Source organism: Streptomyces sp. HUAS TT11, assembly GCF_051553595.1.
Lineage (GTDB): Bacteria > Actinomycetota > Actinomycetes > Streptomycetales > Streptomycetaceae > Streptomyces.
Genome location: NZ_CP196184.1, coordinates 9,211,430 through 9,224,918 on the forward strand (window position 1 = coordinate 9,211,430; position 13,489 = coordinate 9,224,918).

Here is a 13,489-nt window from a genome sequence, read left to right on the forward strand (position 1 = left end):
GAGAACACACTTCCGATGCCTGCACCACGGAAATACCCCGACGAACTGCGTGAGCGAGCCGTCCGCGAAGTCCAGACCTCCGGCCGACCCGTCGCTCATGTCGCGAAGGACCTGGGCATCCACAAGGAGGCCCTGCGCGGATGGGTCCGCCAGGCCGAGGCAGGCAAGGGTGACCGACCCGATCTGCTGACCACCGCCGAACGGAGCGAGTTGACCCAACTCCGCAAGGAAATAGCCGAATTGCGACGGGCGAACGAGATCCTGAAAGCTGCCTCGGCGTTTTTCGCGAAGGAGCTCGACCAGCCCCGCACGAGGCTGACGCGGTGATCAACCACCTCGGCGACGGCTTCGGGGTCGAGCCCGTATGCCGGGAACTGGACCTGTCGGTCTCGGCATACAACGCTTCCCGCCGGCGCCCGAAGTCCGCCCGGCGACAGCGCGACGAACAGCTCATCGAGCACATCCACCGAATCCATGATGCGTCTGGCGCGACCTATGGAGCCCGGCGCATCCACCGCCAGCTGCGGCGCGAGGGCATCATCACGGCCCGCTGCACCATCGAGCGCCTCATGCGCGAGGACGGCCTGGAAGGCGTGATCCGCGGGCAACGGCGCCGCACCACGATTCCTGAGCCGTCCGCACCCCGGCCGCCCGATCTGGTCAACCGGCACTTCACAGCGAGCCGGCCGAACCAGCTATGGGTCGCCGATTTCACTTATATCCGCACCTGGTCGGGCTGGGCCTATGTCGCCTTCGTCCTGGCCGTGTACTCACGGATGATCGTCGGATGGCAGCTCGCCACCCACATGCGAACCGATCTCCCGCTGGATGCACTGGAGATGGCCCTGTGGCGGCGAGGCATCAAGAAGGGCTCAGGTCTGATCCATCACAGCGACCGCGGCTCGCAATACGTGTCAATTCGCTACGGTGAGCGGCTGATCGAGGCCGGCGCGAGCGCCTCGGTCGGTTCCGTCGCCGACAGCTACGACAACGCGATGGCCAAGGCCCTCAACGGCTCCTTCAAGGCCGAGCTGATCGATCACCAAGGTCCCTGGCGTGACGCTGACCAGGTCGAACACGCCGTCGTCCAGTGGGTCGGCTGGTACAACACCGAACGCCTGCACTCCGCCCTCGGCTACCTCCCACCCGAGGAATTCGAGGCCCAGCACTACCGATCCCAGGCAGCCCTCACCGTCGCCTGAAACCACGAAAACCGACCGCTACGAAACTCGGGGCAGCTCACTCAGCAGACCCTGCGACTCAGAGCCTCTAACCCCACGACCCTGGACCTCGATCGTGACGCCCGCGAAACTGGAGGAGTATCTTGAGGTCCTTCCCGGCCTGGAGTCCAGCGTTTCCGGCCTGGGTCGTGTGACCCTTCCGGGGGCTTGCTGTTTCACCGTGCTGTGCGGGCAGGTGTGCCCGTCTTGCCGGCGTCCCACAGGGGCTTAGAGTCTCCGTCCGGCGGCGACGATACGGCGTCCTTCGAGCAGGACGTTGCGGGCTGCGTTGTGGTCGCGGTCGTGCACGGTGCCGCACCGCACGCGCCGCACATCCACTCACGGATGTGCAGAGGCTGGGGACCGTCCCGCAATCCGCAGGCCGAGCAGATCTGGGAGGAGGGGAAAGCCCGGTCGCCCTTGGCGAAGGTGCGGCCGTGCAGAGCTGCCCTGTACTCCAGCACGCCGACGAACGCTGACCATCCCGCGGCGTGCACGGACTTGGCGAGCCCGGTGCGCCCGAGACCTGCCACCGCAAGGTCTTCCACGAACACTGCTTGGATGCCCCTATGAGTGTCAAGCCTTCATGCCCCAGCCGGTGTGAGCTCGGTTCGTGGCAGGAGCGAGTCGCGGATGATCTGTGTGGATGCCTGGTGGTGCCAGTCCTGGCGCCAGTCCGCCACCTTGGCGTGCTGGCGTGCCACCTTGATGCGGGCCTTGGCCCACCAAAGTCGCCGACGACTTCGAGGCCTATCTCTCCAACTCGTTGTGGACCCCGAAACGGCCCAGCACAGCTGAGTCGATGTGGTCGACTGTGATGTCTCTGATCCTTGGCGGCAGACTGTCGAGGAGTGGTCGGACAAGGAGCTGACCGGTTGGCGCGCTGAACCCTGGGCAGCGGCCTGACCTTCAGTTTCTTGCGTCCCGCCAGTTGACCAGGCGGAACCGTCAAGCGGCAGCAGCGACGCGGCCGAATAGCACCGGTCACCTGGACCTACAGTACATTGCAGGTGGCTTCCGGGGCTGAGTGATGCGACTACGAAACCTGCCATCGGGTCCCCTGAAGAGGCGTGTAGGGGGCTGAACGTGACGGGACGGAAGACAGCAACTTGGTGTTGAGGGCCGCCGCCGCAGACCACCGCAGGCCGCACCCTTGCGAGCGCCGCCCTCGAGGAAGGACGCCGCTGTCCGCTCCTGGCAGCGCGGCGGCTAGCGCCGCCGTCAGGGAGACGGCCCTGTTGTGCAGCAGTCCGGGACGGTAGCTCCTTCCGGTGCGCCTAAACCGTGGTCCGTGCTGGGACTTCGCGGTCGGAATGCGGCTCAAGCCCGGCCGTGTGCCACGGCCTACGGTGTGTCGGCCTCTGCTGTCTCGGCGGCACGCGAGCAGCAACCCGCGGCGTTCGGGCCGCGCTGAGTCCCGGGCGCCCCCTGGCAGCGGCTGGACCGCGGTCAGGGGAGCCGGGTCCTCCACGGGAACGCACTCGTCGTCGCGGCGGTGCCGGGTAGCCGGCCTCTTCGGCAGGGCAGGGTCACAGCTCGGCGAGCAGTTCCTTGGCGGCTGCGTCGATGTGGCGAGCGCTGATGCCGGCAGCGTCCAGCAGTTCGGCCGTAGTGCCGGATCCGGGCATCTTCCTAACGGCCAGGTGGCTGAGGCGCAGTTGCGGCACCCGGGCGGCCAGCAGCGCGTCGGCTACCGCCGAGCCCAGCCCTCCCTCGGGATGGTGGTCCTCGGCTACGACGAGGCGCCCTTGAGTGGCGCGAGCCGCCGCCACCAGTGTGGCCGTCCACCGGTTTGACCGAGTACAGGTCGATCACTCGAGTCTGGATGCCGTCCGCGGCCAGTTGGTCGGCAGCGGCCAGGCACTGGTGCACAGTGACTCCTGCTCCGACCAGCGTCACCTGGTCGGCGTCTGAGGAGCGCAACACCTTGGAGCCGCCCACCGGAAAGCTCTCCTCAGGCTCATAGAGCACGGGGTAGCCGCCGCGGGTGGCGCGCAGGTAGCTGATGCCATGGGTGTCGGCCATGGCAAGGGTGAGGGCGACGGCGCTGGTGGCGTCGCTGGGGTAGAGGACCGTGGACCCGTGTACGGCGCGCATCATCGCGAGGTCCTCCAGCGCCATCTGGGACGGGCCGTCAGCGCCGATCTCCACCCCGGCGTGGGAGCCAACCAGCCGCAGGTCGGCCTGTGAGATAGCGGCCATGCGGATGAAGTCGTGGGCTCGGGTGAGGAAGGCGGCGAAGGTCGAGGCGAAGGGGATGTAGTGGCGCACGCTGAGCCCGACGGCGGCGGCGACCATCTGCTGCTCGGCGATGAACATCTCAAAGTATCGGCCGGAGTAGGCTTTGGCGAACTCGTCGGCGTGCGTGGAGTTGCTGACTTCGCCGTCCAGGGCCACAACCCGTGGATTGAGCCCGCCAAGGGCGAGTAGGGCATCGCCGTAGGCCTTGCGGGTGGGAACCCGCTCCCCGCAGGTGTACGCGGGAAGGGAGGGGCCGGGCTCAGCAGCCGCGGCCGGCGACACGGTGTTGCCCTGTGGCAGCGGTCCACGGACCCGCAGGTTGCGTTCGCCGCCGAGTTCGGCGACCGCGCGGGCCGCCATGTCCTCGGGGAGCGGCTTGCCGTGCCAGCCCTCACGGTCCTCGACCTCGCTGTAGCCGCGTCCCTTGACGGTGCGGGCGAGGATCACCGTCGGCCGGTCGGTGCTCCCGTCGACTGCGGTGGCCAGTGCCTGGTCGATCTGGGCCAAGTCGTGGCCGTCGATGGTGAGCACCCGGGCCCCGAAGGCCTCGGCCCGCCGGGCGTACGCCTCGAGGTTCCATCCGAGCTCGGTCGGCCCGCGTTGGCCGAGCCGGTTGACGTCGACCAGGACGACCAGATTGGAGAGTTCGTAATAGGCGGCCTTGTCCAGTGCCTCCCACATGGAGCCCTCGGCCATCTCGCTGTCCCCGCACAGGACCCATACCCGGTAGGGCAGCTTGTCGAGGTATTTGCCCGCCAGGGCGACGCCAACGCCGTCAGGCAGCCCTTGTCCGAGCGAGCCGGTGGCGACGTCGACCCATGGCAGGACCGGCGTGGGGTGGCCCTCGAGCCGGCTGCCGAAGCGCCGGTAGCCAGTCATGAGCTCCTCGTCGCTGACGACGCCAACGGCTTTGTAGACGGAGTAGAGCAGCGGCGAGGCATGGCCCTTCGAGAAGAGCAGGTGGTCATTTCCGTCCGCCTCGGGGTGGTCCCAGTCGTAGCGGAGGTGCCGTCCGACCAGCACGGCGAGCAGGTCCGCGGCCGACATGCTGGAGGTGGGGTGCCCGGAGCCTGCACTGGTGCTGGAACGAACGGAGTCGACGCGCAGTTGCGCGGCGAGTTCCTCGACCTGGCCCAGGTCGATCGAGGTTACGGGTTGACTACTCGCCATAGGGAGCTCCTTGTCTGTGTCCGGTGCGCGGGATGGCATGCCGATGCGGCACGCTGGTCGCGATGTCGTGCCGGCGTCCCCGTGGACGGTCGACGCAGCATCGTCGCACACACTTGACGGACTAAATGGTCCGATAATTCTTTGATCTGGTCTGATTCGAGCGTCATGTCGAGAGCTGAACGGACAAAACAGTCCACTGACGACTCATTGCACCACGTGATGCGGCAGTTCAGCCCGGACGCTGCCCGGACACGCAACTTGCCGGACATCCAGGACCGGTGAGCCAGTCACCGATACCGTCCATCAGGATCCTGGCCGCACGGGAGTTACTGCCTGCCGAGCACGACGTCGACGCCGGCTATGTCACCGCCACGCACATCGTCACCGCCGCCCGGAACGAGTACGGGATCAAGCTGGTGGGGCCGGTCGGACTGGACACCTGCCACGAGAACCACGAAGGCGAGCACTTCACGCAGAGTGCCTTCACCGTCGACTGGCAGGCCCGCAAGGTCACCTGCCCTGTGGGCAAGATCAGCGCCAGCTGGTCCGACCAGCGAAAGAGCAGCGGAACTCCCATCGCGCGGGTGCACTTCACGGCACAGGACTGCGCCAGTTGCCCCGTGCGCGAGAAGTGCACCAAGGCGGCGAATGGCACATGGGGCCGCAGTCTGACCCTGCTTCCCCAAGACCAGCAGGAGGCGCTGGAAGCGCGGCGCCGCGAGCAGCTGGCCGACGAGTGGCAGCAGCGGTACAACATCCGCGCCGGCGTGGAGGGCACGATCTCCCAGGCGGTCCGGCGCACCCGCACCGCCGGACCCGCTTCACCGGCCTGCCCAAGACCCACCTCGGCCACGTCTTCACCGCCATCGCCATCAACATCATCCGACTCGACGCCTGGCTCACCCAAACCCCACTCGGCCAGACCCGGACCTCTCACCTGACCCGACTAGACCTGGCCGCATAGAAGCCCACCCACACCCGGTTCACGGATTTCCCAACGGAGTCCTGAACACCGGGGCTTCCTGCAAGGAACCCGGTAAGAGGCTCTACTGACCTTTGAGGCGTGATGTCGCAGGGGGCTGACGATGTGTGATCGTCGCGGTATGCCGGTTGTGTGAGATGTCCGCAGGGTGGTGGGCTGATGCCCGAACGGCAAGCGTTTCGCGAGCGGATCCGGCTGGAGGCCGCGGAGCGATTCGCTGCCGGTGTCTCCAATGTCGAGGTCGACAGGGACTTACGGGTGAGTGTGCGCTCGGTGCAGCGATGGCGCTGGGCCTGGCACGACGCCGCACTGAGGGGCTGCGGTCTGCCGGACCCGTTTCGCGACCCAAACTGAGCGGGGCATTGTTCGCCGTGCTCGAGCAGGAACTGGCCAAGGGCTCGCGAACGGCTGGCCGGACCATACCTGGACGCTGTCGGGGACCAAGACACTGATCGGACGCCGGTTCCACAAGAACAGACGCTGTCGGCGATTGCTCAGATGTTGCACCGGCACGGCTTCAGTCACCAGGTTCCGGCCCGGCGCGCTGGAGCGTAACGAGGAGGCCGTCACCGGCTAGCTGAAGGAGACCTAGCCGCAGGTGGACGGTCTGTGGCGGCGCTCGGGGCCTGGCCGTGCTTCGAAGACGAAGCCGGGTTCTCGATGACGCCGCCCACCGTTCACACCTGGGCCAGAGGCGGACACACACCGGTACACGCGAACAGGTTCGGGCACTCGTCTGCAGCTGGCCTGCCTTCGCTGGCCCCTATCCGCAATCGACTCGGGGAGACATCGGCGGGCAAGCAGCGGGGGCTGCTACCACCGTGCTACCCCTAGTATGGCTTCTACGAAGAAGCAGACCCAGGTCCGGTTGGAGCCCGCTGTGCTCGCCGCCGGAAAAGACGCTGCGGCAGCGCGCGGTTTGGATTTCAACCGCTATGTCGAGCGTCTCATCGTCGAGGACACGACTGGGGCCAGGGCCGCTGGCATGTCAGCAGCGCAGCGACTCATCGACGAGCATGGGTCCTTCCTCGACGACCTGGAGGAGCAGCTCGAGGCCTCCTGCACCCGGCAGCCGGGCGCGGCCGCGTGATCCTTTACGTCGACGAGTCTTGGGTTTTCGAAGTCGCTGAGCGTGCTGGCCAGCGTGACCCCGCTGTCGACGATTACGGCGTACCCGTCTCCGCGGTGGCCCGTCGCCGTGGCGAGGTCCTTGATCGCCCTGTCTGCGACGGCCCCTACGCGCGAGCCGCCGTCCTCGTGCACACCCTGGGCCGGTGCCGCTGGCTGGAGCGCTCCAACCTGACGGTGGTCTGTGCGGTCGCCGTCATGTATCTCGAGGCCAGCAATATTCCTGTCAGCCCCACTCGGGAGCAACTCACAGCGCTCGCCCAGGAGCTGTGCAGTCCGCGCTGCACGGCCGCGGGCATCGCTGCCATACTGCGGACCTGGAAGCCCTGATCCTCAGCTCCACTCGATCGGTGCCCCAGACATCGCCGTGCACCTATGTAGGATCCGGACTCAGTTCGCCCACATGCTCTCTGCGCCCGCGGAGATGTCACCCGGCGGTTCCTCATCGTGGCGCGTGGCCCCCGCACATTCGGTGGTAGAAGGCGAAACTATCCGAGAACGATTACGGTGCCGGAGGAGGTTGAATCCTGCTCTGTCGTGCATCCGCCTCGCGATACGGAAGAGTGAGTCCGCTTACGGCCCTGTGTCGTGCGTGGCGACTCCTATTACGCGAAGTCGCCGGTTTTGTCCTCCTGATCAGAGGACGGGGAGGGCTGGACTCCGGGTCGCCCCGGGAGGCGATTCGGTGGCGTCGACCGTGGCTATCCCTCTCACAAGCCCGTAGTTTCGAGCACAGCGCACAACCGCTCGAGCGCGCCGGCGAAGGCGTGCTCAGGTGGTCTGCCGTAGCCGACGACCAGTGCCGGCCCAGTGCGACTGCCGAACGACGCCATACCTGTCAACGCTAGCCCTTGCTGTTGCGCGCGGGTGACCAGTTCGTCCTCGGTTGGCCCGTCTGCGGGAAGTTCCAGGACGGCATGTAGTCCGGCGGCTATCCCGGACACCCGCACGTGTGGGGCATGCTGAACTAGCGCAGTGACTAGCTGGTCCCGGCGTCGCCGATAGCGTGCGCGCATGTGCCGCACGTGTCGGTCGTACCCGCCCGAGGTGATCAGCTCGGCCAGGGTCAACTGGTCGAGGGCAGGGCAGTGGCGATCGGCCAGGTGCTTCTCGCATACGACCGGTTCTAGCAGATGGGGCGGTAGTACGAGCCAACCTAGTCGCAGCCCCGGTGCCAGGCTCTTGCTTGTTGTGCCCGCGTAGGCGACATGATGAGGGGCGAGGCCTTGTATCGCGCCCACTGGCTGTCGGTCGTAGCGGAACTCGCCGTCGTAGTCGTCCTCCACGATCACCGCGCCGTGCTTGCTGGCCCAGGCCACGGCGGCTGTCCGTCGCGCAGGTGGCATTGCCGCGCCGGTCGGGAATTGGTGCGACGGCGTGAGCAACACCGCATCCTCGTCGGCTAGCTGGTCGACGCAGGCGCCGTCGGCGTCGAGTGACAGTTGCACGGTTTCCAGCCCGGCATTGCGCAGGATTGTCGGGGGATCGGGCAAACCGGGTGCTTCCACCGCGATCTGTCGCCCGCCGATTTTGTATAGCGCCCGCCCCAGCAGCCCGATGGCTTGGACGAATCCAGAGCACACCAGGATCAGGTCTGGTGTGGTGCGTACTCCGCGTACCCGCGCCAGGTACTCGGCCAGCGACTCGCGCAAGTCCAACTGTCCGCGAGGATCGGTGTAGCCGAAAGCCTCATGGGGCGCGGCTGCCAGCGCCCGGCGGCTCGCGGTAAGCCAGACGTGACGTGGGAATGACGAGAGATCCGGTGAGCCGGGCCGCAGGTCGTAGGGGTAGTTCTGGCCGTGGGACGACTCTGTAAGCTCCGCTGTCGTGCTGACCACGGGAGCGGCCTTGCTGCGCGAGGGCTCGGCGAATGTCTCCCGCGCCACCCGGGTCCCTGATCCCTGACGAGCTGTCAACCAACCTTCTGCGACTAGCTGATCGTATACCTCCCTGACCGTGTTCCGTGCGATCCCTAGATCCTGCGCGAGTACTCGTGACGACGGTAGCTGGGTGCCCGGTGCCAGCCGTCCGTCCCGTACGGCCTGCCGCAGCGCCTGTTCAAGGCGGGTCCGTACGCCCCGCCCCGCACCAAGGTCCAGGTGCAGATCTATTCCAGGATTGGCCCAGTCAGTCACTCTTCAAGTGGACCATATGTCCGGACTGCTAGCTGCATAGGCTCGACGCCAATACGGCTGAGACCACGAGCGACCTCTGTAGAGGGTCCCGAAGTCGACGCTGCTGCCTGTGGAGGGTTTCTGGTTTGTATCTCGCGGTCGGCCGGATTGAGTGAAAGGGACAAGGATCTGCTGTGAAGGCGTGCGGAGTGTCTGGGGCGGATGGGGATGTCGTCCTGTTGGAGTTGCCGGAGCCGTCGTCTCCCGGGCCCGGTCAGATCCTGGTGGGGGTTGAGGCGGCCGGGGTCGGCCCGTGGGACCGACTGCTGAACGGCGCCGGTTGGGATGTGGGGCTGTGCCCCCCGGCGGCGCTGGGAGTGGAGGGCGCGGGCAGGGTGCTGGCCGTCGGCGTGGGAGTCACCGGGTTTGCCGTAGGCGACCGGGTGCTCGCACACGAGGCCCCGCTGCCCGGGGGAAGCGGGTTTTGGGCCGAACGGGTTCTGATCGATGCGGATCACACGGCAGCCTGCCCACCGGGGCTGGACGCCGTGCACGCGGCGGCGCTGCCGGTCAATGGACTCACTGCGTTGCAAGCCCTGGAGAAGCTGGACCTCAGTCGAGGGCAGCGGCTGCTGATCACCAACGGGGGCGGGGCCACCGGAGCCCTGGCCGTCCAGCTTGCCGCGGCCAAGGGCGTCGAGGTGACCGCGACCGCGTCTGCTGCCGCCGCGGAGCGCCTGCTCGGTCTGGGAGCGACGGAGGTCGTCGACTACCACGACCCGAACTGGTCGGCCACGGTACGCGGCGGGTTCGACGCCGCCCTTGTCATCGCCGCCGGCACGGCGGACGCCGCCCTGCCCTTGGTGCGCGACGGCGGCCGACTGTGCTCCCTGACCTCGGACGCGCCTGCAAAGGAGCGAGGCATCACGAGTTGGGACCTCTACGTCGAGCCCAACGCCACGCAGCTTGTCCAGCTGGCGGAACAGACCGCCGCAGGAACCTTGAAACTCGCACCGGAACCCCTGCCGCTGAGCGAGGGACCGGCCGCGTTCGCCCGGGTGGCTACCGGACGGGCCGGCGGAAAGAAGATCGTACTCACCCAAGCATGACCCGACCGGGCACCGCCCGACCTTGATACTCGGTCACGGTGCTCGCCGGACACGGGCGCGGCCGCATAGCGGAAACCCGGCCCGGAAGAATCACCCGCACTGTCGCCCGACAGCCACCCATGATCACACTCAAGACGCGAACCAGTCCCCGAGCGAGGCCATACGGTTACATTGCGTCATCACATTTTGGCCTCCTCCGTCCGACTCCAGTGTTCACCGGCTGGACGCCGACGCCTCCGCAACGTCATGCGACGGGCGCCGCAACGAAACAGCGGGTCATTACGGGCGAACCGCCGACACGATCACCGACCACAAGCCACCGAAGAATCTGGGTCACGTGGGATCGAGAACCCTGCATAACCAGAGCCAGCGGCAGGAAGAGCGTCGGCGGAGCCAGTCATCCACTTGCGATGCCGCACTTGAAGCGAGCTGCGTTGCGGCCCAGGAGACCGACGCCCCAACAGAGAACAACAAGGAAAGCTGGGAAACAATGGGAATCATCACCCCTGACATGAGGGAGATCGTCACCAGTGCCAAGCTGGCGTTCGTCGCTACGGTCTGCGCGGACGGCTCCCCGAACCTCTCGCCGAAGGGGTCCCTGCTGGTCTACGACGACGATCATCTGGTGTTCATGAACATGGCCTCGCCCACGACGGTGGCAAACCTGCGGCGTGAGCCTCGGCTTGAGGTGAATGTGATTGATTTCATCCGCAGGCGGGGCTACCGCTTCAAGGGAACCGCCGAGATCCGCAGCGCTGACGACCCCGTGTACGAGTGGTCCCGTCAGTGGGTACTGGACACGCATGACAAGCCTGTCTATCCGTGTCACGAGGCCGTACTGATCAAGGTGGAACGGGCGCTGCCAGTGGATTCTCCTGCCTACACATTCGGGCACGCGAAGGAGGAGGACTTGAAGCAGACATGGGCCGCCAACTATGGCCTGACCGATGTCTAACTCGACTCTGTCGCAGATCTCGAAGTAGGTCGTGGTCAGCCCCTGACGCCCGCCAGGACTGCAGCCGGGATGTGGGCTGTCCTCCGTCAAGTCCTGGAGGGCAGCCGGCGGCCAACGCCGGGGGTTACACCGGTCGGCGGCTGGACGCTGCAGCCGCCCGCCGACCAGGTGCTCGGCAGGCGGCCGCGACGCGCCGGACGAGAGTGGATGGCGGGTAGCGCGTAGGCGTCGCACATGATGGCCGCAGAGGTGGCCACATTTGTGATCACGCGCCGTCAGTCCGCAGGGTCCCGGTGAGATGGGCGAGGCAGTCCTCCCAGCGGCCTATTGCCCGCGGCGGGCGTAGCGTGTCGAGGTGTCGCAGGAGAGACAGCTCTTAAGGCTCACCGAATGGGGCCGGCGCATCTGGTGACCACCACGGACCTGCTCGCCTTACACGGCCCACGTTATTCGTACGCGCCGCACAAGCACTCGAGACACTGGACGACGGCGCACACAGATACCTCTGCTACGGCGATATCTTCGTAACGGCGCTCCAGGCTTGCCCTCGCGTCGTGCAGGTCACGGGCATGTATGAGGTGGCCAACGTGGACATGCGCAAGTACAAGACGCCGCACGCTGGTATCCAGCCCGGGACCTACGCCGGCGCGAGCGTCATCACCTGGGCATCCGAGAAGAGCCACACCGTCCAGGCCGCTTGGTGTGCAACAAGGCGGCTCGCCGACATACCTGTAGACGCAGGCGATATTCACCTGGCAGGCCGAGCCCAGCGCCCACGGTCTGCAAAAGCGACCGCTTGGTCGCACCACAGAGCCACCATCCCGCTTGACCCCGAACGATATGAAGGGTCAGGCCATCACGGTACGTGACTGGTGGCAGCGCAACGTCTTCTTGCCCTCGCTACAAACCTCGTCCGTGCAGGTCACGTCGCATGTCCCTACTCGTGCGTAATGCACGACGACACCCGATCAAGTCACTGACCTTGTGATTTCCCGCGGTGGGACAGGCGTGTGGAGGGAAGCTACGGAATCCCACTGTCGACAAATTTGCAGCTTGGCGTGATCCTGAGATCTCAAGTCGAAAAGAACCGACAGCCGGATCTACCCGAAGTGGGAGAAACCCCTGTGCTTCCATGGAGCTGCGACACCTTCGTGGCCATGGCCGACGGCGTGCCCGGAGGACACGTCCTGCTGGCCAAGAACAGCGACCGCCCGGTGTCCGACACACAACCACTGCGCTTTCTGCCGCGCCGTACCGCGCAGGCGGGCGCCACCCTGCGGCTGGCCTACGTCGAGGTTGACGACGTTGAGGAGTCCTATGCGCACCTGGGCGGTTCGCCCTACTGGTGCTGGGGACATGAAGAGGGCCTGAACGAATGGGGTGTGGCTATCGGCAATGAGGCCCTGTTCACCAGGGACTGGGCGGCCTCGGTGTCCGCGGTCAAGGGTGGCGCCGACCGGGACGGCGGCATCCTCGGCATGGAGCTGTTGCGCCTGGGTCTGGAGCGGGGCCGCACGGCCCGAGAGGCGCTCGACGTCATCTGCTCGCTGGTGCAGCGATACGGACAGTGGGGCTCCGGTGTCGTCGGGCAGCCGGCGGTCAGGGGTGGCTATGACAACTCCTTCCTCATCGCCGATGCCCGGGAAGCATGGGTGCTGGAGACCAGCGGTCACCGCTGGGTCGCCAAACAAGTCACCACGGGGATATACGCCATCTCCAATCAACCGACCATCCGCACCCAGTGGGACCGCGCCAGCGACGACCTGGTGGAACACGCGGTCGATTCCGGCTGGTGGGAGTCCGCGGCGAGGCGCTCGTTCGACTTCGCACGCGCCTATGTCGACCCTGGTACGCCGCTGCAGCTGTCGCACATCCGCCTCCAGCGCTCACGCCAACTGCTCGGCGAGGCGGTGAGCGCTGGTGGGGTGGGGCTCGGCCAGGCCAAGCGGGTGTTGCGCGACCACTACGAGGACACCTTCCTCGGCGGCCCATACTTCAACGCGGCGGTGCCCGACTTCCTGAGCCTCTGCATGCACTCCCACCCATCAGACTTCACCTGGGGCAACACCGCCGGCTCGGCGGTGTTCGTGCTGCCGAAGAGTGGGGAGGGGCTGGCTCACCTGTGGTGGACGCCAGTGACGCCATGCACCGGTGTGTACGTGCCGGTGTTCGTGGACGCCGGGAGGGTACCCGGAATCTTTTCTGCGGCGGGGACGGCCGGCGTCGAGGAGCGTCTTCCCGAGCACACGCCAGTCGACACGTATGACGAAAGGTCCTACTGGTGGCGGTTCCGTCGGCTTCTCGACCTGGTCAAGGGTGGCGAGCAGGCCTGGAGTTTCAACGAGAACCAGCCCGTGGTCCGGCGGGCCTTCGACGCCCTGGAACGACAGTGGGCCGCTGAACTCCCGCAGGTGGAGAAGGACGCCCTCGTGTTGCGCGAGCAAGGCGATCACACGGCCATGGCGGACTTCCTGGCTGGCTATACCGAATCCTGCGTGCAGCAGGCACTGGAGGTCCTTGACGACCTCGTCGCGCAGCTGTCCGGCTGACAGGAGTCCGGTCACCCGAGA

10 protein-coding genes and 1 pseudogene are annotated in these 13,489 nt (G+C 66.6%); 8 read left to right on the forward strand and 3 right to left on the reverse strand.

Annotation, left to right across the window (positions count from 1 at the left end):
* Positions 1–15 precede the first annotated feature (15 nt).
* Positions 16–1,202, forward strand: a protein-coding gene (locus ACSHXN_RS41540) for an IS3 family transposase (protein WP_438306225.1) whose coding sequence is annotated in 2 segments (ribosomal slippage) — positions 16–289 and positions 289–1,202 — 1,188 coding nt in all. Because the reading frame shifts where the segments join, the coding sequence is not laid out codon by codon here.
* 194 nt (positions 1,203–1,396) lie between these two features.
* Here ACSHXN_RS41540 and ACSHXN_RS41545 read toward each other — a convergent pair.
* Together ACSHXN_RS41545 and ACSHXN_RS41550 are read right to left on the reverse strand one after the other, a co-directional pair.
* A complete protein-coding gene (locus tag ACSHXN_RS41545; protein ID WP_438306227.1) occupies positions 1,397–1,774 on the reverse strand; it encodes a zinc ribbon domain-containing protein in 378 nt (125 codons plus the stop codon).
* 975 nt (positions 1,775–2,749) lie between these two features.
* Positions 2,750–4,631, reverse strand: a pseudogene (locus tag ACSHXN_RS41550) (transketolase).
* 278 nt (positions 4,632–4,909) lie between these two features.
* Here ACSHXN_RS41550 and ACSHXN_RS41555 point away from each other — a divergent pair.
* From ACSHXN_RS41555 to ACSHXN_RS41570, 4 genes are all read left to right on the forward strand, one after another.
* Positions 4,910–5,572: a transposase gene (locus ACSHXN_RS41555; protein ID WP_438306229.1), complete on the forward strand. Its 663-nt coding sequence runs from the start codon at positions 4,910–4,912 to the stop codon at positions 5,570–5,572.
* A gap of 200 nt (positions 5,573–5,772) precedes the next feature.
* Positions 5,773–5,967 (forward strand): hypothetical protein, encoded by a 195-nt coding sequence (locus ACSHXN_RS41560; protein ID WP_438306231.1) that lies wholly within the window; start codon positions 5,773–5,775, stop codon positions 5,965–5,967.
* 481 nt (positions 5,968–6,448) lie between these two features.
* Positions 6,449–6,703 carry a hypothetical protein gene (locus ACSHXN_RS41565; RefSeq protein ID WP_355140866.1) on the forward strand — a complete coding sequence of 85 codons (255 nt, stop codon included), beginning with the start codon at positions 6,449–6,451 and terminating at the stop codon, positions 6,701–6,703.
* Complete coding sequence (locus ACSHXN_RS41570) at positions 6,700–7,071, forward strand: fic family toxin-antitoxin system, toxin component (protein WP_355140868.1); 372 nt, start codon at positions 6,700–6,702, stop codon at positions 7,069–7,071. Before ACSHXN_RS41565 ends, ACSHXN_RS41570 begins: the two co-directional genes overlap by 4 nt.
* Before the next feature lie 380 nt (positions 7,072–7,451).
* On the opposite strand, the gene ACSHXN_RS41575 is transcribed toward ACSHXN_RS41570, so the two are convergent.
* Positions 7,452–8,876 carry a PLP-dependent aminotransferase family protein gene (locus ACSHXN_RS41575; RefSeq protein ID WP_438306233.1) on the reverse strand — a complete coding sequence of 475 codons (1,425 nt, stop codon included), beginning with the start codon at positions 8,874–8,876 and terminating at the stop codon, positions 7,452–7,454.
* Positions 8,877–9,064: 188 nt separating this feature from the next.
* Between ACSHXN_RS41575 and ACSHXN_RS41580 the strand changes: the two genes are divergently transcribed.
* The 3 genes from ACSHXN_RS41580 (at position 9,065) to ACSHXN_RS41590 (ending at position 13,468) form a co-directional block, all read left to right on the forward strand.
* On the forward strand, positions 9,065–9,964 hold the full coding sequence (locus ACSHXN_RS41580) for an NADP-dependent oxidoreductase (RefSeq protein ID WP_355140872.1): 900 nt from the start codon (positions 9,065–9,067) through the stop codon (positions 9,962–9,964).
* A gap of 337 nt (positions 9,965–10,301) precedes the next feature.
* Positions 10,302–10,919 (forward strand): pyridoxamine 5'-phosphate oxidase family protein, encoded by a 618-nt coding sequence (locus ACSHXN_RS41585; protein WP_355140874.1) that lies wholly within the window; start codon positions 10,302–10,304, stop codon positions 10,917–10,919.
* Positions 10,920–12,076: 1,157 nt separating this feature from the next.
* Entirely contained in the window at positions 12,077–13,468 is a 1,392-nt protein-coding gene (locus tag ACSHXN_RS41590; protein ID WP_438306235.1) for a C69 family dipeptidase, read from the forward strand.
* Positions 13,469–13,489 lie beyond the last annotated feature (21 nt).

Excerpts from the sequence above, each read along its gene's own strand:
- ACSHXN_RS41590 (WP_438306235.1), top strand. The coding sequence starts at position 12,077 with ATGGCCGACGGCGTGCCCGGAGGACACGTCCTGCTGGCCAAGAACAGC.
- ACSHXN_RS41565 (WP_355140866.1), top strand. The coding sequence starts at position 6,449 with ATGGCTTCTACGAAGAAGCAGACCCAGGTCCGGTTGGAGCCCGCTGTG.
- ACSHXN_RS41560 (WP_438306231.1), top strand. The coding sequence starts at position 5,773 with ATGCCCGAACGGCAAGCGTTTCGCGAGCGGATCCGGCTGGAGGCCGCG.